Below are 26,076 nucleotides of genomic sequence, written 5' to 3'. Positions count from 1 at the left end.
TTTGCGGCAGAAAATTAAATCCTGAAAACAATTCACACGATGAAAACATTCCCCAAAACCGCATTGCTCCTGTTACTTGCTGTTACACTGTTTGCCTGTAAAAAAGAAGGCCCCGCCGGCCCGCAGGGCGTTCCCGGTCCCCAGGGGCCGCAGGGCCCGGCCGAAGTACTTTCTTATACCTTTGGTGCGCGCACCTTTACGGGTTCTGAGAACTACGTTCTGAAAGGGCTGACCCAGGCGAAGGCAGACTCCAGCCTGATATTGGCCTATTATAACCCCGCCAACGAACTGGCATCCGCCTGGTACCCTGTTCCCGGTCTTGGTTCCGGTTCGGCGTACGCCACCCGTTACCTGGTCTACGGAGGCCAACAATCGAATGAGTACATTTTTTCGCTGCGCGTCATGAAGGCGGAGGATCAGAAGACCCCTTACGCCCTGCCGCTGACCTTCACCAAGCTGAAGATCTTCATCGTGCCTCCCGGAAAGATCATCCCGGGCGGTAAGAAGGCGAAGCCCGACCCGGACGATTATTATGCTGTGAAGGAGTATTATGGTATTGAGGACTAATTAACCGGGTACCTGCATAAAAAAGCCGGCGCTGTAACAGGCGCCGGCTTTTTCGTATAGTTATGGCTGTTATGCCATTGTGCGTATCACTTCAACTGTTCTCTCCACCATTTGCGGCGTGATGTCCAAATGGAGGACCATCCTTACCTGTGTGGGGGAGATTGCCATCACGCGGATGCCTTCGCGTTCCAGGTAGTCGCGGAATTTTACAGGCGTCCAGCCGCCGTGCACGTCGAAAATGAGGATATTGGTTTCCACGGGCAGCATATGGCCGGTGAAAGCCTGTTCCAGCAGTGCGGCGGCGATCATTTTGGCATGTGCGTGATCGTCTGCCAGCCTGTTCACATGATGTTCCAGCGCATAGATGCCTGTGGCGGCCATGTAGCCGGCCTGGCGCATGCCGCCGCCGAGCTTTTTGCGGATGCGTCGCGCTTCTTTGATGAAAGCCGCGCTGCCCAGCAGTACGGAGCCCATGGGGCAGCCGAGGCCTTTATTGAGGCAAACGGAGATGCTGTCGAACACCTGGCCGTATTGAGCGGGCGTTTGCCCGGCAGACAGCAGGGCGTTAAACAGCCGGGCGCCATCCAGGTGCAGTTGCAGGCCGTACGCGGTGCAAACTGCTTTAATCTTTTCGATCTCTTCCCAATCATAACAGCAGCCGCCTCCGCGGTTGGAGGTGTTCTCCAGGCATACGAGGGAGGTGCGGGCTTTATGCACATCATCGGGATTGATGGCTGCTTCCACATCAGCGGCTGTGATCATGCCGCGGTCGCCTTCCAGTGCGCGTACCTGCGCGCCGGCATTGAACGCGATGCCGCCGCCTTCGTAGATGTATACGTGGGCAAGCTGGCTGCAGATCACTTCATCTCCCGGGCGGGTGTGCACTTTGATGGCGATCTGGTTGCTCATTGTGCCGGAAGGGCAGTAAAGTGCCGCCTCCATGCCAAAAAGTGCTGACATCCTGGCTTCCAGTTCATTCACGGATGGGTCTTCACAGAAAACATCGTCGCCCACGGGGGCTTTCAGCATGGCCTCCAGCATGGCCGGAGTGGGTTTGGTAAAAGTGTCGCTCCTGAAATCCATTAAAAAATTTGCAATAGGTGGTTAGATAAATTAGAGAAGTTGCTAATCCGAATGTGTATATTTTTCAATTGTTAAAATTTAGATAAACCCCCGGAAATACTGACGAATTCACTATTAGATTTCGTTTATATGGAGTACTTTGTTATAGTGAACAGGCATAGAGACTGTTCGGCAGAAAGTGCTCAGGTATTGATAGTGAACATGTAACGAGCGTCTTACCCAGGTATCCGTAACCCAACCCTGACCATATCTTTAGCAATTTGGAAGAGTGGGGGATTAGCACGATCTTTGCAGGCTAATTTCGCAACCGTGTAAGATATACCATTTTAATGTTACAACAAAATTATCTTTCGGCTGTTAATATAATATTCGTAAACCAATACTTTTAAAATATGAGGCAACTTAAAATTGCCACCCAGATCACCAATCGTGATTCGCAGGCGGTAGAAAAGTACCTGCAGGAAATCTCGAAGATCCCTTTGTTAACTCCAGAGGAAGAGACCATACTGGCCCAGCGCATTAAAATGGGCGACCAGCGGGCTCTTGAAAGATTAACTACAGGAAACCTTCGTTTCGTTGTTTCTGTGGCCAAACAATATCAGCACCAGGGCTTAAGCCTCTCCGACCTCATCAATGAAGGTAATTTAGGGTTGATCAAGGCAGCACAACGTTTCGATGAAACCAAGGGTTTCAAATTCATTTCTTACGCAGTATGGTGGATCCGCCAGTCCATTTTACAGGCGTTGGCTGAGCAGGGCCGCCTGGTCCGCCTGCCGCAAAACAAAATTGGCACTTACAATAAAGCGAATAAAGCTTACATGGCATTTGAGCAGGAGAACGAGCGCGAGCCTTCCACGGAAGAGCTGGCAGAGATCCTCGAAATGTCCGAGTCAGAGATCAACAATATCTTCCAGAGCAATACCCGCCACATGAGCCTCGACGCACCCGTGCACGAAGCGGAAGATGTGGCCATGGGCGACCTCCTGGAAGGTGGCGATGTGACGGATGATGATGTGATGCAGGATTCGCTGCGTGAAGAGATCCGCCGCGTGCTCAAGTCCCTGAGCCCCCGCGAAGCGGAAATTGTGAATGCGTACTTTGGTCTGGATGGTGAAAACGGCGCGACAATTGAACAAATAGGACAAAAGTATGATTTGACGAAGGAACGTATCCGCCAAATCAAGGAACGGGCCATTAAAAGGCTGCAAAAAGCCCGCTATAGCGGCGCACTGAAATCCTATCTGGGTTAATTGGTTTAATACTACTATCTTATAATCTTCGAATCTGGGATAAAACGCATCCCGCCCTATGAAGGCGGGATGCGTTTTTTTATACCTATAAGTTACGTCTATAGGCGTATAGAAATGAATAGAGGCCATTGATCCCTTCCCGATTCGAATAATTCCTTTCACCCCTTTATATTTGCAAACTTATGCGAAAGGCATACTTCACACTCGTTTTTCTGACAGTAACCGGAACAGCCTGTGAAAAAGAGATCAAAGTTGACCCGCAGCGTAGCGAAGACCTGCTGGTAGTGGAAGGGATCATTGAACAGGGAAGCTTTCCCATGGTGCGTGTAAGCAGGAGCCTCAACTACTTCAGCCGGATCACCCCGCAGCAATTGCTCGAATCTTTCGTGCACGATGCCATCATCACCGTCAGCAACGGCGCCCGTACTCACCAGTTGCGTGAATACAGCACCGATACTACCGGCAGCGTGGCCCTGCATTTCTACACGATAGACACGGCCAACCTGCAGACAGCCTTCGTTGGCGAAGCCGGCAAAAGTTACACGTTGCGGATAGAGGCGGAAGGAAAAGTGCTGCACGCCATTACCACCATCCCTGAACCACGCCTCCGGCTGGACAGCATGTGGTGGAAAAACGCGGGCGGCAGCGACACAGGCCGCGCCAGGATACTGGTGAAAGTGACAGACCCGCCGGAAAGAGGCAATTACGTCCGTTATTTCACCGCGAGGAACGACGAACGCTTCCTGCCGGGGCTCAACTCCGTGTTCGACGACCAGGTGGTAAACGGCACCAGCTTTGACGTACCGCTGGATCCGGGAGTGGACAAGAACAGGAGCATCAACTTTGACGACTACGGCTTCTTCGATAAAGGGGATACGGTGACGCTGAAATTCTGCAACATAGATCATAACACCTATGATTTCTGGCGCACGGCAGATTTTGCGTATACATCCACCGGCAACCCTTTTTCATCACCCACGCGTATACTCGGTAACGTACAGGGAGCGCTCGGGTACTGGGGAGGCTACAGCATAACATACAGAACCATTACTATTCCGAAATAAAATCAAAACCAACACCAACACATTAAAAACAGCATTAAACAACAGCATGGAAAACAAAACACCACAGGAGCATGTACATGTACTGATCATCGGGAGCGGCCCGGCGGGGTACACGGCAGCTATCTATGCCGCCAGGGCGAACCTGAAACCTGTCCTGTACCAGGGCATACAGCCCGGGGGCCAGCTTACCATCACCACCGAAGTAGAAAACTATCCCGGCTACCCTGAAGGCATCCAGGGGCCTGAAATGATGGTGGACTTTGAAAAACAAGCCACCCGCATGGGCGCAGACATTCGTTACGGAATGGCCACCGCCGTGGATTTCAGCGCACAACCCTATAAAGTGGAAATTGACGAAGAAAAGACCATCACCGCAGACGCCATCATCATCGCCACCGGCGCTTCCGCCAAATGGCTGGGCCTGCCCAGCGAGCAGCGCCTGAACGGCAGCGGCGTTTCCGCCTGTGCTGTATGCGACGGGTTCTTTTTCCGCGGGAAAGAAGCCGCCATCGTGGGTGCGGGAGATACCGCGGCTGAAGAAGCGCTTTACCTCTCCAAGATCTGCTCCAACGTGCATATGCTCGTGCGCCGCCATGAAATGCGCGCCAGCAAAGTGATGCAGGACAGGGTGCTTAAAACCTCCAACATCATGGTGTACTGGAACACCGAAACCCTGGAAGTGACCGGGGAGAACAAGGTGGAAGGCGTACGCATCCTCAATACACAAACGAAAGAAGAAAAAACAATACCTGTTAACGCGTTCTTCGTGGCCATCGGCCACCAGCCCAACTCCGGCATCTTTGCCGGCAAGCTGGACATGGACGACCAGGGTTATATCAAAACCATCCCCGGCAGCACCAGGACGAGCGTAGACGGCGTTTTCGCCTGCGGTGACGTGCAGGACAAGATCTACCGCCAGGCCGTAACGGCCGCAGGCAGCGGCTGTATGGCCGCGCTGGATGCGGAAAGGTACCTGTCTGCCAAAGGACATTGATAAAAACGGACGGACCGGGGCAGCGAAACGCCACCTAACGCGGACAGCTATCCGGACCCGCACGAACATATTCATCACAGGCCGGCCGGGAGGAATTCAGCAGGAGAGCGGCCGCCGCATTGCGCGGCGCTGAACTTTGCCAGGCAGAATGCCTTTCCGGGCCGGCCTTTATCTTTTATATTATGCTGACCATTGCGCTGGAAAGTGTCAGGTTCTTTGCTTACCACGGTTTGTATAAAGAAGAACAGGTGCTGGGCAATCATTTTATCCTGGACGTCCAGGTGAGCATACCCGAGCCGGAGCACCCGTCGATGCTGGCAGAATCTGTGAACTATGAAGAGCTGTACAACATTGCCTGCCGTGTGATGGAAATGCCGCAGCCCCTGCTGGAACAGGTGGTGCACAACATCACCGCTGCTATCCGGGAGCGGTACCCGGCTGTGACCCACTCCAAAGTTATGCTGCGGAAGCAGGCACCACCTTTCGGGGGCGACCTGGCTTATTCCGTGGTGAGCCTTGAGAAACAATATTGAAGCCTTACTGTTATTTACCCGGGAGAAAACTTATTTTTGGTGACCCTTAAATTCATAAAGTCCTATGCTTAAGAAAGCCATCTTCCTGCTGATGATCTGCGGCATCGCACTGGGCGTAAAGGCCCAAAGCGCCGAAGAATTGTTTGCCCAGGCACAGCAGCTCACCAAACAAATGAAGGAAACCGAAGCCCTTGCCAAATACAAGGAACTGTTGCAGGTATCTCCCGGCCATGTTGTTGCATTCATCCAGTCCAGCCTGATCTGCAGCCGCGAAAGCGCCCGCCAGAAAGACAAAGCCGCCAAACAGGAATGGCTGGACCAGGCCAGGGTATATGCTTACGAAGCATTGAAGGTGGAACCTGAAAACCCGGAAGCCAATTACGCCCAGGCCGTATATTACGCCCGCCTGGCGCAGATCTCCGGCGCAAAGGAAAAAGTGGCGGCTGCGAAAGAAGTCAAAAAGTATGCAGACCTCGCGCTGAAGTTCAAACCGGATTATGGCGAAGTATACCACCTGATCGGCAAATGGAACTTCGACCTGTACAACCTCGGTTCCATCGAAAAAGCGGCGGCCAAAGTATTATTCGGCGGCGTTCCTCCCGGCACTATGGAAGATGCTATCGCCAATTATGAAAAATGCATGCAGCTGAAACCCTCGTTCATCATCAATTACCTGGACCTTGCGATCGCTTTCAAGCAGAACAACCAGGAAACGCAAAGCATGGAAGTGCTGAACAAGGTGATGAGACTCCGCCCTATCTTCCAGGATGATGTAACCTATAAAGCGGAATGTAAAAAAATGCTGGACGAAATGCAGTAAACCGGGTTGCCACGCTAAGCCAGCTTTTTCCCTTTCCAGCGCCCGCTGCGCAGGTAAAGCCAGGCCAGGCCGCCCATGGCGCTCCAGTAAACGAACTCCGCACCCCAGGCCCAGTGCAGCGCGCTCCGCCATTTTTCTATCACCACTACGCAATAAGTAAGGTACACCGCCACAGCCGCAAATTCGATCAGCAGGTTGATGCGCGTATTGCCAGTGCCGGTCACCCCGTTGAAAGTAATGGCCGTCATGGCTGAAAGCAGCATCACCAGCGTGCATACCCTGATGGAGGGGATCGCCTCTGTAATGAGTGTGGCATCGTCTGTATATATCCTCAGTAACTGGTAAGGGAAAAGATTGATCAGCAGGCAGACGGACGCAGCGCAGAGGAACGCCATTCCCGCTATCCTCTTCACCAGTTGCAGGACATCTTCTTCGCGCCCCTGCCCGATAAGATTGCTCACCATCGTATTGCAGGTGGAAGCGAGCGCCCAGGTGAATATCCCGAACAGCCCGAACACGCTCCGCATCATATTGGACACGGCCAGCGGCCTTTGCCCGAGGTGCTCAATAAATATGAAGAACACCAGCCAGCTGCCGATGCTGAACAGGAACTGCACGATCAGCGGGGCGGATATAGTGAGGATGTTCTTTATAGCCGTCCACTCCGGCCTGAACCGCTCAAATAGCCTGAACCTGGCGTGAAACCTCAGTCCGAACAACAGGCAGTATGCCGCCGTAAACCCGATCATCTCCGCTATCACAGAAGCATAGGCCGCTCCGTTCAGTCCCAGCGCGGGCAGGCCGAGCTTGCCAAAGATAAATCCATAGTCGAGCGTGATATTGGCGATCTCCTGGAAAATGGAAGTAATGGCCAGCAGCCGCGTGTTGCCGGTACCGATATAGAACGCGTTGCAGAGGCTCATGAGCATGAGGAAGGGAAGTCCCCATATCCTGATACGCACGAACCCGGTAGCGGCATCCCTGATAGCGGGATCGTGAAGGGTGGCGGAAAAGAAGGCCGGGGAAACGGTATAGGTGAACAGGATAGCAAAAAGGGAAAAGATCACTGCAAGGAAGAAACCATTGGAAAATATCGGCCCCATGCCGCCATAGTTCATTTCACCGGCCCTGCGCGCAAAAAGTACCTGCAGGCCGTTATTCAACCCGTAAGAGATCATATGCATCACGAGATAATAAATACCTGCAATACCGTTCACCGCAAAGGGAAACTCGCCCAGATGCCCAAGAAAAGCGGCATTGGTCATATGATTGATCTGCGGAAGAATAAGCGCAAGGCAAATAGGTCCGGCAATGGTGATGATCTGCTTGTACGATAAGTTAACTTGCATATGTCAGGTCCCCGCTAAAAATAAGTCCGGCAAGTTATTGAAAAAGCGATTCTCTGCCTTATTTCCAGGTTCCAAAAGGGCCAAATCAAATTCATCCATGTTCAATAGTTTTGCTCCAACGGAGATTTAATTTTTTCATAAAAAGAACTGGGCGGTATTTCTCATGGCTGCGGGCACAGCTTTTTATGAAAAAATTAACTCTCCGTCTCCGCTCCCGTATTAATAATGCCGGGTTAGGGGCGATGGTTTTTTTGATGGATATGGTTGGCTGGTGTCTGGGGACAGGCTAATGTATTCTCCCTTTTGAAATTGGCCCTTCCATCTTCCGTTTTGATTACTTTGCCTGTCCATCCTTGCATTCCCTGTTGGTACGGAAACGGATACCTCAAATTTGATAAAAAAGCTGAGCTCCCCGCCGAAGAGACAGCCATGGCATCTGTATTCCCTTAAGTAACTGGCCCTTCCATCTTCCGTTTTAATTCCTTTGCCTGTCCATCCTTGCATTTCCTGCCGGTACGGAAACGGATACCTCAAATTTGATAAAAAAGCTGAGCCCGCTGCCCCGGAATCACACAGCCCAGTTCTTTTTTATCAAATTTGAGGTATCCGTTGGAGCTTTTTGTTTATTATTGTGCGGACTTTGTGTCCTGAAACATCAACATTTTACAATGCCCGTGGCATATACCATACAACCCACATACGCGATAGACGACGCCTCCCTGCTGGAGACGGACCTCACCAACTGTACCCTGCTGGTGCTGATTGGCGCCGGTACGTTCAGTTATGCCGTGATGTTGCCGATGAGCAGGAAGTTCCTGGCGCTGAAAAGCTATAGCTATCAGCCGAAGACCGTTGCGCTGGCGGACCTGGAGATGATCGAACATATATTTGACGCGGACAAGCTCCTGTTTACCGCTTTCAAACAGGTGCTGCTGGCCTTCGATTCGCCGGATAATACGCTCGTGCCGGAAGTGCATTACCAGTCGCAGCTCAAAAAAGATTACCTGCGGGCCGTGTTGCCGGAAAAGCTGCACGAAGCCGTACTCACCGATACGCTTCAGGACCTCGGGATGGTGAATGTTTTTGCGGTAGACAAGGATGTGCTGGGTTTCTTAAGGAAGGAATTCTCCACAGACCAGGTGATACATGCCCACTCCGCTTTGCTGAAAGCTTACCAGGCAGACAGGGATATTTGGTACCCCGAAGGCGTGGCTTACGTGGAAGTGGCGGCACAGCAATTTACGCTGACCATTTACGCTTCCGGCAGGCTGCAGATGCAGCAGCAATACACTTACCGGAGCGGGCTTGATATTGTGTATTACATCGTCAACTCCATGCGGCAGCTGGGTTTTGCGGAGCAGCAGGCCAGGATAAAACTGGGCGGGGCTCTCACGCAGGATTCGCAGGTATACCAGGAGCTGAACCGCTTCCTGCCACGGCTGGAATGGGTGCATAAGCCCGACGGGTATCTCTACATCCCGAAAATGAACGAGCTGCCGCCGCATCATTTCCACAATCTTTATGCACTGGCATTATGCGTATAATAGGAGGAACATTAGGTGGTCACAGGATCAATCCCCCTGCTAATATGCCGCATACACGGCCCACTACCGATATCGCCAAAGGCGGCCTTTTTAATATTATCGAGAATAACCTGGATATCTCCACGCTCAAAACGCTGGACATCTTTGGCGGAACGGGCGCGATCAGTTACGAACTGGCGTCGCGCGGGGCTACGGACCAGACGATCGTGGAAAAAGACAATGCCATGGCGGACTTCATCGCTAAAACCGCCGCCTCGCTGGGGGTGAACCTTAAGCTGGTGCGCATGGATGTGTTCAGGTTCCTGGAGCAATGCACCGAGCAGTTCGATTTTATATTCGCCGGGCCGCCGTACGCGCTCGGCACGATAGACGAGCTGCCGAAGATCATTTTCAGGAAGCAGCTGCTGAAGCCCGAAGGTTGGTTTGTGCTGGAACATACGCCGCGGAACGACTACAAACAATTCAGCTACTACCGCGACCAACGGAACTATGGAACCACGATTTTCTCTATATTCATCAACCGGGAGGAATTAAGGAAACCCGCTCCCGGAGAACAATAACAACATCGTATGCGAAGAATCTGCTTATTCCCCGGTACTTTCGATCCCGTAACGCTGGGCCATACCGACATTATTGACCGGGCGCTGCCGCTGGTAGATGAACTGGTGATCGGTATCGGGGTGAATTCGGGTAAGGAGCCCATGTTCAGCGTAGAACAACGCGTGGAATGGATCCAGGAAATTTACCGCAACGAACCCCGCATCAGGGTTACATCTTATGAAGGGCTGACCGTGAACTTCTGCAAGCAGATAGGCGCGCAGTTCATCCTGAGAGGCATCCGCTATGTGAGTGATTTTGAATATGAAAAAGCGATCGCAGACATCAACCGGAAAATGGAGCATGAAGTGGAAACCGTTTTCCTGACCTGCTCGCCTGAATATTCCACCATTGCCAGCACACTCGTGAGAGATGTAATCCGCCATGGCGGCGACGCCGCGCAGTTCCTCCCCGGGCCGGTGGCGAAAACGGTGGCTTCAAGAATAAAATCGTAAAAAGCTATATAACATGAAACCAATCTGGTTTTCGCTGGATATTTCGCTGGATCAGCTGAACGAAAATGCGGCCAATACAATGGGCCCCTGGCTGGGTATGGAGTTCACGGAGATAGGCCCCGATTACCTTCGGGCCATGATGCCGGTAGATCACCGCACTATTCAGCCCTACGGCCTGCTGCATGGCGGGGCTTCCGCGGCATTGGCTGAAACCGTTGGCAGCGTGGCTTCCGCGCTGGTAATAGACCAGCAAAAGCTGATATGCGTGGGCCTGGAGATCAATGCCAACCATGTGCGCGGCGTGAGGGAAGGATATGTGCATGCTATTGCGAAACCTTTGCACCTGGGCGGCACCACCCATGTGTGGGACATCCGTATTACAGACGACCAGCACAAGCTGGTATGCGTAAGCCGCCTCACCGTGGCCATCCTGCCAAAGCGCGAGCAGGTCTAAGTTTCAACGATCCTGAAGGTCATTTGTGTTTTTCCGCCACCAGGTAATGCATGCGGGCAATCACTTCATGATCCCTCACGGTGAAGCCGGCGGCGGTCAGCATCATTTTTACCTGTTCAATTCCCAGCCGCAGCTTTTGATAGCTGCTTACTTTCTGTATCCACTGCCCGTTCACTTTTTCCATCAGCACGTCGAACACCCTTACAAATCCCGGGAAATATTCCAGGAAACAGGAATGGATCCGCTCATCTTCTGCTCTTACGGGAATGAAGCGCTCTTCCCCGTGCAGTTCCTGCGTGAGGTCGCGGAAAGACAATACCAGTTTACCGCCGGCGGGCAGCATGAGTTGCCATTGTTCCAGCAGGGCCGTTACCTGCTGTATGCTTTCCAGGTGGGTGAGCGTATCGCCCATGCAGGTGATCAGCTCCGCATCCATGGCGTATTGCGCGCTGTTGGTCAGGTTGGCAAGGATAGTGCGCACGGGCATGCCTTTGGCGCGGGCGTTCAGTTCCGAAAGAAGATGCTGGTTAAAGTCCACTGCAAAGACCGTAAAGCCCAGGTTTGCCAGGGATATGGTTTGCAGGCCGTGGCCGGCGCCGAGGTCGATCGCCACGCGGTTGCCGGAAGGGGTAATGTGTTTGCGGGTGAAATAGGCTTCCTGTTCCTGCTGCTTCGTCTCGAAATTCCCGGTCATCCAGGCATAGAAGGCGGCCAGGTGGTTGTCGTAATGGTCTTTTGCATTCATAGGTTATAGTTTGTATCCTGCTTTCGTTACCACATCAACGATGTTCTGGTAAGAGTATTGCATATACTTGCCCAGGTTATCGGGGCGTATCCACTGGATGTCCATAATATCCTCCTCGATCTGCGGAACGGTCAGTTCCGTGCCGGTGAAGTACATCCGGTACCAGTAGCTGTGTTTCAGTATTTTTTTGTCTTTCAGGGAGTAATAATGCCAGGTCTCCGTGATAAGATGCCCGAGCCTGATATTCTGAAGGCCGGTTTCTTCCTGTACTTCGCGCAGGGCGCATGCTTCAAGACTTTCACCTTCATCCTGCTTGCCCTTGGGCATGTCCCATTTGCCGCGGCGGAACATGAGCAGCACTTCGCCTGTAGGGCTGGTGATGAGCCCTCCCGCTGCCACGAATTCTGTAAAGTGGCTTTTCACCTGCTCCATTACTGTTTCCGGGGCCGGGCTGCGCAGTACGGCCATGGGCAATTCCCCGCTTTCCAGCAGGCGGATGGTTTGGGCCACTTCTTCGTCTGAAGGGGAAAAAAGGGTGGTGGCCGCCGTGAATGCCGGGGGCAGGTGCTGCTGCAAATTGGCGATTACGAGCGGTTTTTCATTTATATATATATTAACGGGTGTTTCCATGCTGCAAAAATAATCCTTTGCATTATTCATCGTACTTTTGCCCCCGTTATGAATAATGTCAGCGAAAAACAGGTGGCTGAAAAGCTGCTCCAGATCCAGGCCGTGAAATTAAGCCCGGCCCAGCCCTTCAACTGGGCTTCAGGTTGGAAATCCCCGATCTACTGCGACAACCGTAAGGTATTGTCGTTTCCGTACGTGCGCGATTACATCAAATCGGAGCTGTGCAATATGGTGTTCGAATCCTTCCCCGATGCGGCCGTGATTGCGGGCGTGGCTACGGCCGGCATTCCTCACGGCGCCATGGTGGCGGACCAGCTGAAGCTGCCCTTTATTTATGTGCGTTCCAAACCGAAAGAACACGGCATGGGCAACCGGATCGAAGGCGTATTGCAGCCCGGCCAGCCGGTAGTAGTGATAGAAGACCTGATCTCTACCGGCAAAAGCAGCCTGGAAGCTGTTCAGGCCATCCGTGAAGCAGGCGGCGAGGTGATCGGCATGGTATCTATCTTCAACTATGGCTTCGATATAGCGGTGAAAGCGTTCGAAGCTGCCGGCGTGCCCTTCAAATCCCTGAGCAACTACAGCGCCCTGATAGAGCTGGCGGTGGAAAAAGGCCAGGTGTCCGCAGCCGAACAGGACACCCTGAACGCCTGGCGTTCCGCCCCGGACGTATGGGGGAAATAAACGGGATATATTTACGTTTATTTGTATATTGTAGACATAAAAATCATGCTATGCGTATCATTCAATTAATGCTGGTGTTCATGTTGTGCGGAGCAGGCGCTGCCATGGCCCAGGCCAACAAACAGACCCTCGCCACGGCCAAGATCAAGGTGCCGACCGTACAGTGCAATATGTGCAAAGACAGGATCCAGCGTTATTTCCTGAAGGAAGAGGGGGTAAAGAGTATGGTGGTGGACGTTAAAAAGAAAGAAGCGACCGTAAAATATTACACCGACCGTACGAATATTGAGAACATCAAGACCTCTATTGCAAATGCGGGTTACGATGCGGACGATGTAACGGCGAACGAAGATTCCTACAACGCCCTGCCCAAGTGCTGCAAGAAACCTGAAGACGGTGGCGGGCCAGTGAAGAAGAATTAAGGAAACAAGATAGATATTTGACCGCTCCGGGTTCGGGGCGGTTTTTTATTGTAGTAAAGTTTTATGAAAAGGCCTTAAGTAGCTGAATTTAAAGCTCTTGCACATTACAAATATGGCCGCGGCTAATTTTCTTTAGATGGGGAGTAAGTCAGCAATTTCCTTTAGCAAATCCGGCAACACCGGTATTGTATGATATCCCATACAATCTGGTTGTTTATGCCAAAATATTCGTGGATAATAAAATTCCGGAAGTCTTTAATAATCCTCCATTCAATTCCAGGATGCTGCTGCCTAAAGCTATCAGGGATTCTCGAAGATGCTTCTCCAATAATTTCAAAGTTCCTCTCCACTGCGTCCTTTGTTTTTGAATCGGCCTCATAAGCCTCAAAGGACATGCCTTTAGTATATTCAAGTATCTTACTGATGGGAACCTTAATATCCAATAATAGTAATGAAACATTACGTTCAGACATGGATAAGGCTTTTTTCTACATAAGGCAGATATTGTGGTTTTATACCCTTGCGTGAAACCATGTCAATTTTATGGCGGAAGGTGTCTTCCAGTTCATGGGCTAGCCGGATATAATCAAACCCGTCAATTCTAATGCTAAAATCGACAAGAATGTCGATATCACTCTTTTCATTGAAATCGCCTCTTGCATAAGAACCAAATATACCCAGTTCAGAAATGTGATATTTCTGCTGGAGCTGGGGTTTTTTAGCCCTCAGTATGTTCAATATTTGATTTGTCGTATACATAGCGATCAAATTTACAAAAAAATGCGATAGGCATCCTGTAGGGCATATAAAGCACGGATACCTTTAGAACACCTGGAAGACCTTTCCCATCAGATTATTGGGGTTACAGAGGCGGGCACTGTTCTTTTGTTCAGAAAAAATCCAGCTTCTGCTTCGTTTCGCAGCGGATCGGGAAGGGAAGGAAGACGCCTTTTTTGCCCACTTTGCAGTTTCCGGCTGCTTTAATGGTCACTTCTTTATTGCTGAGGGCGCCCAGCATATTCTTGAAAACGTTGCCCATTTCCACCTCCAGTTTCACCGGGAAATAGAAAGTATCCCTGGCCGGGATGTCGATCAGGGTATCCTGAAGGGAGTGACCCACTTTGGTGTCGTCCAGGAAAACGTCAAATTCCGCATCCTTGAGCCGGAGGGAAAAATTGTTGGGGTTGAAATAGGCGAGCTCCATTTTAACGGTGCTTTTTGAAAAGCTCAGGTTCTCAAAATCGAAGCTGGCTACCCGGAGAAATTCCAGGTCCTTCATTTTATCGCAGGAGCTGAGTCCTCCCCAGATAACCAACACTATAAGGCACCATTGAAACCGTTTCATTGAACTGCTGATTAAGAATTTCTCCAAACCTACGAAACTCCCTCTAAACATTACGTTAAAGATTCCTTTTCGAAAGGCTGGGAGCGGACCTCCTACTTCAAATTTTACTTCAAATAAAAATCAGTCAAAATCAACTCTTTTTCTGACTAAGAACTTTAGTATTTTTGTTGACTTTTAAAATTCTGCTTCAAACAGCATTTTACTAAAGTAAATAGCATATTTAATATTATTCTATGGACTGCATTTCAATAAATTATGCAGTTACAATCATAGCTTAACATTAAATTTCAAACGACCAGTTTTCTTTGTTTTTGCAAATCCCAAAGTTCAATAGTGACTATATGACAGCAACACCGAATTCAAAAATATTACTTATTGAAAGTCAATATTTTCCATCAATTTACTTTTATAAAACTTTAATTGAGAGTGAGATATTACAAATTGAGAGATATGAACACTACCAAAAGGTGAGTTTCAGGAACCGTTGTTATATCGCCGGACCAAACGGCGTGATACTTTTGAGCGTTCCCCTGTCGAAGGGAAAAAATCAGCGGACGGTGATGAAAGACGTCCGGATCAGCAACGAGGAAAACTGGCAGGCCCTCCATTGGAAGACCCTCACTTCCGCCTACCGCCGTTCCCCCTGGTTCGAATATTTTGAACCGGAACTGGAACATTTGTATGAGCAGCGGTTTGAATTTTTACTGGATTGGAACATGGCCTGCCTGGAATGGGCTAACAAGGCCCTGGGTATCAGCCCGGAGATCCGGCTGACGGATTCCTTCCGCAAAACATATGAGGAAGCAGACGGCATCACCGATAAAAGGGATCATATGGTGCCCGGCCAGCTGCCTGGCGACGCGCCGATTTACACCCAGGTTTTCGGGGAAAGAACCGGTTTTTTCCCGAACCTTAGCATCCTCGATCTGTTATTCTGTGAAGGAAAAAGGGGACTGGAACTATTAAAATGATTCTGAAGCAATTGTAATATTCCTGTCACGCTGTTATATATGAGGGAGAAATGTATTCTGTGTTTGGAATTTTAATTGCATGTAATATCATTATTTTATTGATTAACAATGCAGTAAATCAATTATCCACCTTTCATAAAAAAGGGGGAAAATTTTTGGATTTCCATTGGAACAAAATAGTAGATTTGCATCCGATTTTGCTGGTCAAACGACTTACGTAGGTGTATAAACCAGAAGTTTCCAGCTCATTTATACTGTAGTTTAAGTTTTATTACTAACTCTAAAATTCATTCACAGCGTTAAATGAACAACACCTACACGGACCTCGTTAACCAAACCTTCGAGTTCCCTCAGGAGGGTTTCGAAGTGAAGGAGAACAACCTCATATTTAACGGGTTGGATATCCGGGCCCTGATCGATAAGTATGGGACGCCTTTTAAACTGACCTACCTCCCCAAGATCGGGATGCAGGTAAACAGGGCGAAAAAGATGTTCCAGGATGCGATCAAAAAGAACCGGTACGATGGCAATTACTATTATTGCTATTGCACCAAAAGTTCGCACTTCTCCTTTATTATGGAGGAGACCCTGAAGCACGGGGTGCATATCGAAACTTCTTTCGCCTACGATATTGATATCATCAATAAGCTGTACGAAAGAAAAAAGATATCCAAGGACACATTTATCATCTGCAACGGTTATAAAACAAAAACGTATACCCGGAGCATCGCCAAACTGGTGAACAGCGGTTTTACCAATGTGATACCGGTACTGGACAATAAAGAGGAGCTGGAAGACTATTCCAAATTCATCCGCACCAAGGATCCCGTTAAGCTGGGCATCCGCATTGCGGCGGAAGAGGAGCCGACCTTCGACTTTTATACCTCCCGTTTGGGCGTTGCCCCCCGCGACATCCTCGAGTTTTACGTGGACAAGCTGAAGGGTAACCCGAAGTTCGAGCTGAAAATGCTCCACTTCTTTATGAACAAGGGGATCAAGGATGATATATTTTACTGGAGCCAGTTCAATAAAGTGTTGAACCTCTACTGCCAGCTGAAGAAGATCGCTCCCGAACTGGAAAGCATCAACCTCGGCGGCGGCTTCCCGATCAAACACTCCCTCGGGTTCGATTACGATTACGCTTACATCGTAAACGAGATCGTGGCCAATATCAAGAGCGTTTGTAAGAAGAACAAAGTGCCCGTGCCGGACATTTATACCGAATTCGGGTCGTTTACAGTGGGAGAGAGCGGCGCAGTGATCTACAGCGTACTGGGCGAAAAGCAGCAGAACGACCGTGAGGCCTGGTATATGATAGACAGTTCTTTCATTACCACGCTGCCTGACACCTGGGGCATCGGCGAAAAATTCCTGATGCTGCCCATCAACAAATGGGACCAGGAGTACCAGGAAGTGCACCTCGGCGGGCTTACCTGCGACGGGTACGACTTCTACACTTCGGAAGAGCACATCAACGCGGTGTTCCTGCCGAAGCTGACCAACGGGGAGCCCCTTTATATCGGGTTCTTCCACACGGGCGCCTACCAGGATCAGTTGAGCGGGTACGGAGGCATCAAGCACTGCCTGATACCTTCCCCCAAACATGTGATCGTGGGGTACGACAAGAACGGACAATTAAAAGACTGGTTATATGCCAAGGAGCAAACCTCCCAGAGCATGTTGAAAATTTTGGGTTATTAAAAAAATGGGTTAGTAATCCACTTAAAAACCCTCCGGTTCTCCGGAGGGTTTCCTGTTTTATGGCGGCTATAACCCGCTGCAACCGTTCGTCCCAAAACGGCCCGTATTCCCGCCGCAGTTCAGTAATTTAAGTAAAGGATAACCCGCTGTTTCTCTTTCCGCCGCTTTCGTTTTACGGAATACCTGACTATCACATAATTGAATAGGCTCTCCAGGGGGAGAGCCTACAATTTCATAGGATAGATCGATCCAACATTCATAGCAAGGGAATAAACGGAATTCCAGGTACAAGGAAAAAGGAACAATTCATGGCATAAGGAAAAAGGAAATTCTCAAGGTATCGGGCAATAGGTTACGATTTATTGCTCATTATCAAAATTAATCCGCCTGGTTCCGATTGCAAATACCACTTCGTTGTATCTTTTAACAACTTTTTTACACAAAATACGTTACGCGCTTTTTTGTCCTATACTTGCTAACTATAAATTAAGCCGGTCAATCTATTATGAAATACTTTCAATTCATCCCGTTTATTTTATTAATTATATGTTCCCGCCCCGCGGCAGCGCAGCATTCAGAGGAAGAAGCGGTAAAAAGTGCCATCCGTCAACTATTTGAGGGGATGAAGCGCGGGGATAGCGCGATGGTAAAGGCTGTGTTCTCCGAAAACGTTGTCATGCAGACCGCTTTAACCACTAAAGACGGCTCCCTCAAACTGGTGACCGCCTCCTTTGAAAAATTTCTAACAGCAGTAGGTTCGCCTCACACGGACGTGTGGGATGAGCGGATTTCGTTTAGCAAAGTTTTAGTAGACGGCCCCCTCGCCAGCGTCTGGACCCCTTACCAGTTCTATCTCAACGAAAAGTTCTCCCATTGCGGGGTCAATTCTTTCCAGCTGTTCAAAAGCCCGGAGGGTGGATGGAAGATCATCTACCTGGTAGATACGAGAAGAAAGGAAAAGTGCGTGGAATAGGTCATTCAGGCCGCGCCCCGTCCAGGTACTGGATGGCGGTATCGCATTGTTTTTCGATCTCGGAGAAGCAGGCGTCCAGCATTTCGGTATTGCCTTCCAGGTTCTCGGTCTTACCCGAGCGCGAAAGCCCTTTCACCAGCAGGAACTGTTTGGTCAGCTTTTGATTGATCATGGCGGTGAACTGCTGCTGCTGCTCCAGCCGGGCCTTTTGTTCCAAACGGGTGATATTCAGGTAATACACTCCCCAAACCCGCAGGCAGACGATCATGTACCCCGCCATCAGGAAAGGGGTGGCCACGTATTTGTCCATAGCGGAGTAGGTGGGCGGCAGCAATACGGGAATGTGGTTGATCTTGATCAGCGCCACCAGACCCAGGTACAGGAACAATATTGCGCTCAATCCCAGGGCTGTCCGCAGGTTGATAATGAAAAATCCCAGCAGGCAGGCCATCATCCAGGGTATGGCATAAATGGGGGATACGTCCAGGTCGTTGGTGAACGAGCTGAGCATGGGTATCACCAGGGTGTTCAGCGCGGCTACGGTGCCGGTTATGGCAAGACTAACGCCTGAAGCCATCATGGCTGCACATAACACGAAAATGGCGATGAAGGAGATCGTGACGAGGGTATTGGTCCAGTCGTGCTGGTAGGCAACCGCTCCCAGAATAGGCAGCAGCACGAGGCTGTAGAAGAAAAGGTAATCGAACAGCATTTTGATACGCGCCTGCTCGTAAGGGCAGGATGCATGGCGTATAAGCTTGCCCGTTACCCATGTTTCAGCGATGCTGTACAGGGTATTCGAAAGGCGCCGTATGCTGCTGATCGTGGCCGACATATCCGGGGTAGGCTTTATATGGTTCGTTAAACAAGGTACTTCCATCCGGCAAGCCGGCCATTCAACGTTTGTGGTAATTTGCGGGCATAAAAAAAGGAGCCGCTCTTGAAAGAGCAGCTCCGTAATGTTGAAATTCGAATGTCAAATCGCAACTATTCCTAACCCTTATGCAACTGTAATTTCTTTTACGGTTTCCTGTTTTGCCTCTTTTTTGGGCAGGGTCAGTTTCAGGACGCCGTTATCGTATTTCGCGTTGATCTTTTCAGCATCCACGTTCTCGTCCAGGTTAAAGGAGCGGGAGAAGGAGCGGAAGCTGTATTCGCGGCGGATGTGTTTGTCGGTTTCTTCTTTCTGCTCAGTTTTCTTTTCTGCGCTGATGGTCAGCGTCTGCGCGTCCAGCTTGATCTTGAAATCTTCCCTGGAAAGGCCGGGAGCTACCACGTCGAGCACATAGGCGTCTTTGGTTTCGGTGATGTTCACCGGGGTATGGCTGCCGAAGAAGTCGGAGCTAACGAAATCGCGGTTAATGAATTTGCCGTTGAAAATGTCGTCTACAAGGCTGCTAAAGGTCTTAACCGGCTGATGATTGAATTTTACGAGTGTCATAGCGTTATTATTTTTTGAGTTAAACCATTTTTTTTCGGTTACGCCGGGTATAGATCAAACCGGGTACCAATGCCGGAAAATGGCAAAATTTGCAGGAAAAGGGGTTATTTTGATGACAAAGTGTCAAATTGATATTCGATTTCAAGACAAACTGTCAAAATACGATATTTATTGAAGTATGTCGATATATTATTAACTTTGCAAAAAACGTATAATTATGTACCCTGCGGAACTCGTGATGCCGATGAAGGCAGAATTAACAGATAATGGTTTTGAAGAATTGCTCACGCCTGCAAAGGTGGATGACGTATTAAAAGAAAGCGGTACTACCCTGGTGGTGATCAACTCCGTATGCGGCTGCTCAGCCGGTACTGCGCGCCCCGGTGTGCTGATGGCGGTAGCTGCCAGCGAAAAGAAACCGGACAGGCTGACGACCAGCTTCGCGGGTTTCGACTCCGCTGCCGTGCAGCAGATCCGTACGCACCTGATGCCGTACCCGCCTTCTTCGCCGTCTATCGCACTCTTTAAAGATGGCCAGCTGGTTCACTTCATTGAGCGCCATATGATCGAAGGGCGTTCTGCCCAAATGATCGCAACCAACCTGCTGGCTGCTTTCGACGAATACTGTTAATAATTATGGATAACGGTTACGGATGGTGTTTTTAAATTCGTAATGGTTAATTCATATTTGAAATGTAACTTGGTGGTTTGATTTTCCGACTGACTCAATTCGGCTTTGTTCATAGGAAAACAGATCACCATTTTTTTTGCCTATGTATCCTAACTTGTATTACGCTTTTAAGGATTTATTGGGGGTTGAGATCCCTGCTCTGAAAGTATTGCAGACGTTTGGTTTTTTTGTAGCGCTGGCCTTCCTCGCGGCGGCGTATGTGTTGACCTCGGAGTTGCGCCGGCGCGAAAAGCTCGGCCTGCTTCACCCTGTACCCGAAACGATCACTGTAGGCAAACCCGCTTCCATGGGAGATATTCTCATCAGCGCGGTGATCGGTTTTATCCTTGGTTTTAAGGTCCTCGGGCTTTTCTTCGGCAATGCCGGGGGAGAGCTGCGCGATTACCTGCTGTCTGCCCAGGGCAGCTTCATGGGCGGCGTGCTGGTAGCCGCGGCCATGGGGTATTATAAATATTATACAAAGAAAAAGAAAGCACTTCCCAAGCCCAAAGAGGAGAAAGTGATGGTATACCCGCACCAGCGCGTGCCGGACTTTACCATTATGGCTGCAGTGGCGGGTTTGATAGGCGCCAAGATATTCCATAACCTGGAGAACTGGGGTGAATTCGTGAACGATCCCTGGGGTTCCCTCTTTTCCGCCAGCGGCCTTACTTTTTACGGCGGCCTGATCGTGGCGGCGTATGTCATTATCCGTTATGCCCACAAAAAAGGCATCAACTGGAAACACCTGATAGACAGTGCCGGTCCTGCTTTGATGCTGGCCTATGCCATCGGCCGCATGGGCTGCCAGTTTTCGGGCGATGGCGACTGGGGTATCAATAACAGCGCCTATGCCACGGATGCGGCCACCGGTAAAGTGGTGAAGATAGCGCCGGCCCAGTACCAGGAGATCATTCAAAAAAACGCGGATTATTTCGTTCGCCAGTTCGGCAGCCTTGAGAACGTGCCGCACCGCAGCTTTGAGAAACCGGCATCACTGAGCTGGCTCCCGGATTGGTTTGTAGCATACAGTTACCCGCACAACGTGGTGAACGACGGCATCAAGCTGGACGGCTGCAGCGGGGAGTATTGCAGCGCCCTGCCTGTAGGTGTTTTCCCTACGCCTTTGTATGAGATTATCGTCTGCGGCCTGTTCTTCATCGTGCTGATGGCCATCCGCAAAAAAGTGACCACACCCGGCGTGATCTTCGGCATATACCTGATACTCAATGGGATAGAGCGTTTTTTCGTGGAAAAGATACGGGTAAATACAAAATATGATATCTTCGGCTTCCATCCGACCCAGGCAGAGCTGATCGCCAGCCTGCTGGTGATAGGAGGGGCCGTGCTGATCTGGTACGCCCGCAGAACGAATACGCCTAAAACAGCATAGATGCAGCGTCATCAGAATTTGATTCCACTTTCGCACGAACATAAAAGCCTGCTTTTTGTGTGCAGGTACCTGAAAAAAGATGCCGCCCCGTACGAGGGCTACCCGCTGGAAACCAATGCCAAGATGGATTACATGGTAAAAGTATTCCAGGAAGTAATGGTGCCGCATATCCAGAAAGAAGACCACCTGTTTGAACAATGTCGTGGCTTCCTCCCGGAAATGGACGCCATGCTCGACGAACTGCTGGACGAACACCGCATCATTTCAGGCATGTACAGTGCGCTGGTGGATAGTAAGGACCTGGTAACGGACATGGATACACTGGCCCGCAACCTGGAAGCGCATATCCGTAAAGAAGAACGCATCGTGTTCGAGAAGATGCAGGAGCTGTTGCCCGATGTGCTGGATAAGCTCAGGTTCGACTAAGGACCTCAACCCACAAATCTCTATATCATGAAAAAAATAGTCCTCCCGATTGTTTGCGCGCTGGCTATATGCCTGTCTGCCCATGCCCAAAAGCTGGATACCAGCGGTCCCCGTGCTGCCGAAGCGCCCGAAGTTGAGCTCTCTGAAGAAGAAGCGAAAGCGCTGTTTAAAGTATATGCGGATTCCGTGAACGCATCCTTTACTTACCAGACCGGTGTTATCAAACTGAGCAACGGCGCTGTGCTGACCGTTCCCAAAGGTTTCCGCTTCCTCGATGCCAAACAAAGCCACCGCCTGCTGGAAGATATCTGGGGAAACCCGGAAATGACCACGATCGGTTCGCTGGTGCCTGATTCCCTTGGGCCTATGGATGAAGCCTGCTATATTTTCAATATTTATTTCGATGCGATCGGTTATGTGAAAGATGAAGATGCAGACAAGATCAATTATGACGACCTGCTGAAAGACCAGCAGAAAGAAACCCGCGAAGCCAACCCTGAAAGGATCAAAGGAGGATTTCCCCCGATAGAGTTCATTGGCTGGGCTGCCTCGCCTTATTATGATAAAACGAAGAAAACGCTTCACTGGGCGAAAGAGCTGAAGTTTGGAGACGAAGAAAATCATACGTTGAATTACAACGTCAGGATCCTGGGCCGGAAAGGCGTGCTGGTGATGAATGCCATTGGCACGATGGACCAGCTGCCGGTCATCCGGCGGAATGTACCTGCCATCATTGCATCTGCCAGCTTTGAGCAAGGGGAAAGCTATGCGGATTTTAACCCGGATGTGGATGAGGTGGCCGCCTGGACCATCGGCGGGCTGGTAGCGGGTAAGGTGTTGGCCAAGGCCGGGCTGTTTGCCGTGCTCCTGAAATTCGGGAAGTTCATCGTGCTGGGGCTGATTGCCTTCGGCGCTGCCATATGGCGCTGGATCACCGGGCGGAGGAGGAAGAATGAGCTGGAAGAAGGCTGGGTGATGCCTGCTCCAAAAACTGAACCTGAAGGGCCGGAAACAGCGGCGGCAGTGGAGGAGGAGCGGAAAGACGGATCTGCCGCATCCTGACACTGCTGTTATATAATATTATATAAGGGAATTGCCTGGAAGGGCAGTTCCCTTTTTCTTTTCCCGCGCTTTCCTGCAACATATTCATTCGCCGGTCGTCTATTATACTGAATGCGATCCCTAACGAACGGCAGGAGTTAACTTAACCAAGTTTCAAGTATCCAATTCGAATTTTTTACCAATCGTCACCAGCATACGACCACTTGTGTATAATTATGTACTATGTAAAACATACTACCTACCTTTACACTGTAGTTGTTAAAGAAAGGAACTATAAAAACATTCAAATCAGTCCAAATCTATAATCGTCCTTATATGAAATCTAACTTTATGCTGCTGATCCTGAGCTTGTTACTAATAGGTAACAGTTTTAATGGACAGGCACAGACGACCCCCACACAGATGAGTGAAAAAGGTAAAGTGACCGGTGTTGTATTAAGATCAGATAACAAGCCCGTTGAATTTGCCACCGTAACGCTCCTTAAAGTGAAAGATTCCTCCCTCGTAAAAGGGGCTATTTCGGATATCGAAGGCAAATATATTTTTGAAGGCATTGCCGAAGGGCAGTACCTGGTGGCTGCGGCGAACATGGGCATGAAAAAAAGTTTCAGCAAGCCGGTAAAGGTGAATGGCTCTCCCGTGAAAGTTAGCGCCATCGTGCTGTCTGAAGAAACCCGCAGCCTGAAAGAAGTAAACGTAACGGGTAAACGCCCTTTTATTGAGCAGAAAGCCGATAAAATGGTCGTGAATGTGGAGAACAGCATCGTGGCCGCGGGCGGCACGGCGCTGGAAGTGCTTCAGCAATCGCCCGGCATACAGGTAGATAAAGACGACAATATATCCATGCGTGGCAAGAACGGTGTGATCATTATGATCGACGGCAAACCCACGAACATGTCTCCCCAGGACGTTGCCCTGCTGCTGAAAAATATGCCCAGCTCCAACATCGACCAGATAGAGCTGATTGCCAATCCTTCCGCCAAGTATGACGCAGCAGGCAACGCCGGGATCATCAACATCAAACTGAAAAAGAATTCCAACCTGGGCACCAACGGCAGTGTGAACGCCACCTATGGCCAGGGAGCGCTTCCCCGCGGCAACGGCGGCCTCAACCTGAACCACCGCAACGAGAAGATCAACGTCTACGGTTCTTATAATTACAACTACAACCGCCAGTTCGAAAACCTGGATATAGACCGGAACAACATGGAGGAGAGCGGCCGCATCGTGTTCGACCAGAACTCTTACCTGAATAAGAAAAGTCAATACCACGGCGGTAAAGCGGGTATCGACTGGTTCCTCAACAAGAACCATACGGTAGGCGTGATGGTGAACCTTGCCGGCAACCGCTGGAAAGGGGATGGCACCAGCCAGACCTGGATCGGCAACGGCGTCAGGGTAGATTCGAGCCTCCGCACCATTACCGTCAACAGCCAGCGTATGAACCGCCAGAGCTACAACCTGAACTACAAAGGCCGGCTGGACACTACGGGCAAGGAACTGAACATCGACCTGGATTATTCCCGCAATGCCGAAGACCAGTACAGCGACCTTTACTCCGGCTACATGGATGCGATCGGCAAGATCCACTTCCGCGGCGATACCACCCGCAGCCAGCAGCCCTCCATCATCAATATCAAGACCGCGAAGATCGATTATACCCACCCGCTGAAGAACAACGCCAAGTTCGAGGCAGGCGTGAAAGTGAGCTTCGTGGACTCCGACAACAACTCCCGCTTCGATTCCCTGCGGCACGGCAACTGGGAGTATGATTACAACCGCTCCAACTACTTTATCTACAAGGAGAACGTGAACGCGGCGTACATCAACTTCAGCAAACAGTTCAAGAAGTTTGGCGTACAGGCCGGCCTGCGTGCGGAACAGACTAATGTGGAAGGCAATTCAGTGACGCTGAAGCAGGTGAACGATACCAGCTACCTGAACTTCTTCCCCAGCGTTTTCCTGAGCTATGCCGCCGGGAAAGACCACCAGTGGGGCCTTTCATTCAGCCGCAGGCTGCAGCGCCCGAGCTACGACGACCTGAATCCCTTCGAGTTTTACCTGGACCGTTACACCAAAGCCGGCGGCAATCCCAATCTCCGCCCGCAGTACTCCAGTAACTTCGACCTCACGCATACCTTCAAATCATTCCTGACCACCGCCATCGGGTACAGTCACACGAAGGACATGCTGTCTCGCATCCTGGAACCCGGTGTGGACGCGGAAACAGGGGATACCACCATCGTGGTGTACAGGTATATGAACGTGGCCAAGAAAGACAACGTGAACCTGAACATCTCGGCGCCCGTTCCCATCACCAAGTGGTGGAACACCTTCACCACCTTCTCCGTTTTTTATAACGCCTTCGAAACAACCGTCAACAAAGAGCTGATCAAACGCTCATCAGGCGGCTTCTTTGGCAACACCCAGCATACGTTCACCCTCGGCAAGGGGTACACCGCGGAAGCATCTTTCTGGTATAATTCCCGCCAGATCTCCCAGGAAGGGCTTTTCAAAATGAACCCCATGTATGCCTTCAACCTCGGTTTCCAGAAAACCGTGCTGAAAAAGAAAGGCACCATACGCCTGAATGTGAACGATGTATTTAACACCCAGCGCTTCGGCGGCACTTACAGTGTGACTAACCGCACCGTAAAACTTTCCAACAACTGGGACAGCCGCCAGGTAAGGGTTTCTTTCACCTACCGCTTCGGCAATTCCAACGTAAAAGAGGCCCGCAACCGCAAAACCGGGCTGGAAGACGAGCAGAGCAGGGTGAAGTAACACAAACACGTACCTAATCATGTTTTAGGTATATAAGGATGGAAGGAGCGCGGCCTTTGAAGGTCGCGCTCTGTTTTATATACCAATGATTTTCAGTATTTTGAAAATAGTTGCCTCCC

Annotated in this window: 29 protein-coding genes; 20 read left to right on the top strand and 9 right to left on the bottom strand. The window is 50.3% G+C overall.

What is annotated here, in order from left to right:
• Nucleotides 1-39 precede the first annotated feature (39 nt).
• Nucleotides 40-567 carry a hypothetical protein gene (locus R3I13_RS12495; protein ID WP_346318292.1) on the top strand — a complete coding sequence of 176 codons (528 nt, stop codon included), beginning with the start codon at nucleotides 40-42 and terminating at the stop codon, nucleotides 565-567.
• Between the two features lie 69 nt (nucleotides 568-636).
• Here the strand turns inward: R3I13_RS12495 and R3I13_RS12490 are convergent, their stop codons facing one another.
• Nucleotides 637-1,650 (bottom strand): GntG family PLP-dependent aldolase, encoded by a 1,014-nt coding sequence (locus R3I13_RS12490; RefSeq protein WP_346318291.1) that lies wholly within the window; start codon nucleotides 1,648-1,650, stop codon nucleotides 637-639.
• A gap of 392 nt (nucleotides 1,651-2,042) precedes the next feature.
• Between R3I13_RS12490 and R3I13_RS12485 the strand changes: the two genes are divergently transcribed.
• From R3I13_RS12485 to R3I13_RS12465, 5 genes are all read left to right on the top strand, one after another.
• Nucleotides 2,043-2,900: an RNA polymerase sigma factor RpoD/SigA gene (locus tag R3I13_RS12485; protein ID WP_109698810.1), complete on the top strand. Its 858-nt coding sequence runs from the start codon at nucleotides 2,043-2,045 to the stop codon at nucleotides 2,898-2,900.
• Nucleotides 2,901-3,082: 182 nt separating this feature from the next.
• A complete protein-coding gene (locus tag R3I13_RS12480; protein WP_346318290.1) occupies nucleotides 3,083-3,964 on the top strand; it encodes a DUF4249 domain-containing protein in 882 nt (293 codons plus the stop codon).
• A 46-nt stretch (nucleotides 3,965-4,010) separates the two neighbouring features.
• On the top strand, nucleotides 4,011-4,958 hold the full coding sequence (gene trxB, locus R3I13_RS12475) for a thioredoxin-disulfide reductase (RefSeq protein WP_346318289.1): 948 nt from the start codon (nucleotides 4,011-4,013) through the stop codon (nucleotides 4,956-4,958).
• Between the two features lie 182 nt (nucleotides 4,959-5,140).
• Nucleotides 5,141-5,491 (top strand): dihydroneopterin aldolase, encoded by a 351-nt coding sequence (locus R3I13_RS12470; RefSeq protein ID WP_346318288.1) that lies wholly within the window; start codon nucleotides 5,141-5,143, stop codon nucleotides 5,489-5,491.
• Nucleotides 5,492-5,555: 64 nt separating this feature from the next.
• Nucleotides 5,556-6,311: a hypothetical protein gene (locus R3I13_RS12465; RefSeq protein ID WP_346318287.1), complete on the top strand. Its 756-nt coding sequence runs from the start codon at nucleotides 5,556-5,558 to the stop codon at nucleotides 6,309-6,311.
• Nucleotides 6,312-6,325: 14 nt separating this feature from the next.
• On the opposite strand, the gene R3I13_RS12460 is transcribed toward R3I13_RS12465, so the two are convergent.
• A complete protein-coding gene (locus tag R3I13_RS12460; RefSeq protein WP_346318286.1) occupies nucleotides 6,326-7,660 on the bottom strand; it encodes an MATE family efflux transporter in 1,335 nt (444 codons plus the stop codon).
• A 668-nt stretch (nucleotides 7,661-8,328) separates the two neighbouring features.
• Between R3I13_RS12460 and R3I13_RS12455 the strand changes: the two genes are divergently transcribed.
• The 4 genes from R3I13_RS12455 to R3I13_RS12440 are packed head-to-tail and all read left to right on the top strand — an operon-like array spanning nucleotide 8,329 to nucleotide 10,710.
• Nucleotides 8,329-9,204, top strand: coding sequence for a DUF3822 family protein (locus R3I13_RS12455; protein ID WP_346318285.1), 876 nt, complete (start codon nucleotides 8,329-8,331; stop codon nucleotides 9,202-9,204).
• 44 nt (nucleotides 9,205-9,248) lie between these two features.
• On the top strand, nucleotides 9,249-9,764 hold the full coding sequence (locus R3I13_RS12450) for an RsmD family RNA methyltransferase (protein ID WP_346318284.1): 516 nt from the start codon (nucleotides 9,249-9,251) through the stop codon (nucleotides 9,762-9,764).
• A gap of 9 nt (nucleotides 9,765-9,773) precedes the next feature.
• On the top strand, nucleotides 9,774-10,256 hold the full coding sequence (coaD, locus tag R3I13_RS12445) for a pantetheine-phosphate adenylyltransferase (protein ID WP_346318283.1): 483 nt from the start codon (nucleotides 9,774-9,776) through the stop codon (nucleotides 10,254-10,256).
• A gap of 13 nt (nucleotides 10,257-10,269) precedes the next feature.
• Complete coding sequence (locus tag R3I13_RS12440; RefSeq protein WP_346318282.1) at nucleotides 10,270-10,710, top strand: hotdog fold thioesterase; 441 nt, start codon at nucleotides 10,270-10,272, stop codon at nucleotides 10,708-10,710.
• Nucleotides 10,711-10,729: 19 nt separating this feature from the next.
• Here R3I13_RS12440 and R3I13_RS12435 read toward each other — a convergent pair whose 3' ends face one another.
• The gene (locus R3I13_RS12435) at nucleotides 10,730-11,455 is read right to left on the bottom strand and encodes a methyltransferase domain-containing protein (protein ID WP_346318281.1); all 726 of its coding nucleotides are present in this window, start codon (nucleotides 11,453-11,455) and stop codon (nucleotides 10,730-10,732) included.
• Between the two features lie 3 nt (nucleotides 11,456-11,458).
• Nucleotides 11,459-12,085 (bottom strand): NUDIX domain-containing protein, encoded by a 627-nt coding sequence (locus tag R3I13_RS12430; protein ID WP_346318280.1) that lies wholly within the window; start codon nucleotides 12,083-12,085, stop codon nucleotides 11,459-11,461.
• A gap of 48 nt (nucleotides 12,086-12,133) precedes the next feature.
• Between R3I13_RS12430 and pyrE the strand changes: the two genes are divergently transcribed.
• Nucleotides 12,134-12,769 (top strand): orotate phosphoribosyltransferase, encoded by a 636-nt coding sequence (pyrE, locus tag R3I13_RS12425; protein WP_346318279.1) that lies wholly within the window; start codon nucleotides 12,134-12,136, stop codon nucleotides 12,767-12,769.
• Nucleotides 12,770-12,819: 50 nt separating this feature from the next.
• A complete protein-coding gene (locus R3I13_RS12420; RefSeq protein WP_346318278.1) occupies nucleotides 12,820-13,191 on the top strand; it encodes a heavy-metal-associated domain-containing protein in 372 nt (123 codons plus the stop codon).
• A 161-nt stretch (nucleotides 13,192-13,352) separates the two neighbouring features.
• On the opposite strand, the gene R3I13_RS12415 is transcribed toward R3I13_RS12420, so the two are convergent.
• The 3 genes from R3I13_RS12415 to R3I13_RS12405 all read right to left on the bottom strand — a co-directional run bounded on the left by R3I13_RS12415 (nucleotide 13,353) and on the right by R3I13_RS12405 (nucleotide 14,536).
• Nucleotides 13,353-13,664, bottom strand: a complete 312-nt coding sequence (locus R3I13_RS12415; protein WP_346318277.1) for a DUF86 domain-containing protein — start codon at nucleotides 13,662-13,664, stop codon at nucleotides 13,353-13,355.
• Entirely contained in the window at nucleotides 13,657-13,950 is a 294-nt protein-coding gene (locus R3I13_RS12410; protein WP_346318276.1) for a nucleotidyltransferase family protein, read from the bottom strand. Before R3I13_RS12410 ends, R3I13_RS12415 begins: the two co-directional genes overlap by 8 nt.
• A gap of 130 nt (nucleotides 13,951-14,080) precedes the next feature.
• Entirely contained in the window at nucleotides 14,081-14,536 is a 456-nt protein-coding gene (locus tag R3I13_RS12405; RefSeq protein WP_346318275.1) for an LEA type 2 family protein, read from the bottom strand.
• A gap of 341 nt (nucleotides 14,537-14,877) precedes the next feature.
• On the opposite strand from R3I13_RS12405, the gene R3I13_RS12400 reads away from it, so the two are divergent.
• The 3 genes from R3I13_RS12400 (at nucleotide 14,878) to R3I13_RS12390 (ending at nucleotide 18,181) form a co-directional block, all read left to right on the top strand.
• A complete protein-coding gene (locus R3I13_RS12400; RefSeq protein ID WP_346318274.1) occupies nucleotides 14,878-15,507 on the top strand; it encodes a WbqC family protein in 630 nt (209 codons plus the stop codon).
• A 303-nt stretch (nucleotides 15,508-15,810) separates the two neighbouring features.
• Nucleotides 15,811-17,208: an arginine decarboxylase gene (locus tag R3I13_RS12395; protein ID WP_346318273.1), complete on the top strand. Its 1,398-nt coding sequence runs from the start codon at nucleotides 15,811-15,813 to the stop codon at nucleotides 17,206-17,208.
• A gap of 505 nt (nucleotides 17,209-17,713) precedes the next feature.
• Nucleotides 17,714-18,181, top strand: a complete 468-nt coding sequence (locus tag R3I13_RS12390) for a nuclear transport factor 2 family protein (RefSeq protein ID WP_346318272.1) — start codon at nucleotides 17,714-17,716, stop codon at nucleotides 18,179-18,181.
• 1 nt (nucleotide 18,182) lies between these two features.
• On the opposite strand, the gene R3I13_RS12385 is transcribed toward R3I13_RS12390, so the two are convergent.
• Complete coding sequence (locus R3I13_RS12385) at nucleotides 18,183-19,016, bottom strand: hypothetical protein (RefSeq protein ID WP_346318271.1); 834 nt, start codon at nucleotides 19,014-19,016, stop codon at nucleotides 18,183-18,185.
• Nucleotides 19,017-19,181: 165 nt separating this feature from the next.
• Nucleotides 19,182-19,622 (bottom strand): Hsp20/alpha crystallin family protein, encoded by a 441-nt coding sequence (locus R3I13_RS12380; protein WP_346318270.1) that lies wholly within the window; start codon nucleotides 19,620-19,622, stop codon nucleotides 19,182-19,184.
• 217 nt (nucleotides 19,623-19,839) lie between these two features.
• On the opposite strand from R3I13_RS12380, the gene R3I13_RS12375 reads away from it, so the two are divergent.
• The 5 genes from R3I13_RS12375 (at nucleotide 19,840) to R3I13_RS12355 (ending at nucleotide 25,957) form a co-directional block, all read left to right on the top strand.
• Entirely contained in the window at nucleotides 19,840-20,253 is a 414-nt protein-coding gene (locus R3I13_RS12375; RefSeq protein WP_346318269.1) for a BrxA/BrxB family bacilliredoxin, read from the top strand.
• A gap of 142 nt (nucleotides 20,254-20,395) precedes the next feature.
• Complete coding sequence (locus R3I13_RS12370) at nucleotides 20,396-21,685, top strand: prolipoprotein diacylglyceryl transferase family protein (RefSeq protein WP_346318268.1); 1,290 nt, start codon at nucleotides 20,396-20,398, stop codon at nucleotides 21,683-21,685.
• Nucleotides 21,686-22,111 carry a hemerythrin domain-containing protein gene (locus R3I13_RS12365; protein ID WP_346318267.1) on the top strand — a complete coding sequence of 142 codons (426 nt, stop codon included), beginning with the start codon at nucleotides 21,686-21,688 and terminating at the stop codon, nucleotides 22,109-22,111. It begins immediately after the preceding gene.
• A 27-nt stretch (nucleotides 22,112-22,138) separates the two neighbouring features.
• The gene (locus tag R3I13_RS12360; protein ID WP_346318266.1) at nucleotides 22,139-23,173 is read left to right on the top strand and encodes a DUF2167 domain-containing protein; all 1,035 of its coding nucleotides are present in this window, start codon (nucleotides 22,139-22,141) and stop codon (nucleotides 23,171-23,173) included.
• Between the two features lie 315 nt (nucleotides 23,174-23,488).
• Nucleotides 23,489-25,957 carry a TonB-dependent receptor gene (locus R3I13_RS12355; RefSeq protein ID WP_346318265.1) on the top strand — a complete coding sequence of 823 codons (2,469 nt, stop codon included), beginning with the start codon at nucleotides 23,489-23,491 and terminating at the stop codon, nucleotides 25,955-25,957.
• Nucleotides 25,958-26,076 lie beyond the last annotated feature (119 nt).

Source organism: Chitinophaga sp. YIM B06452 (assembly GCF_039655965.1).
Taxonomy (GTDB): domain Bacteria; phylum Bacteroidota; class Bacteroidia; order Chitinophagales; family Chitinophagaceae; genus Chitinophaga.
Note: the sequence above shows the minus strand (reverse complement) of the source record. Positions and strands in the feature narration are given on the sequence as shown.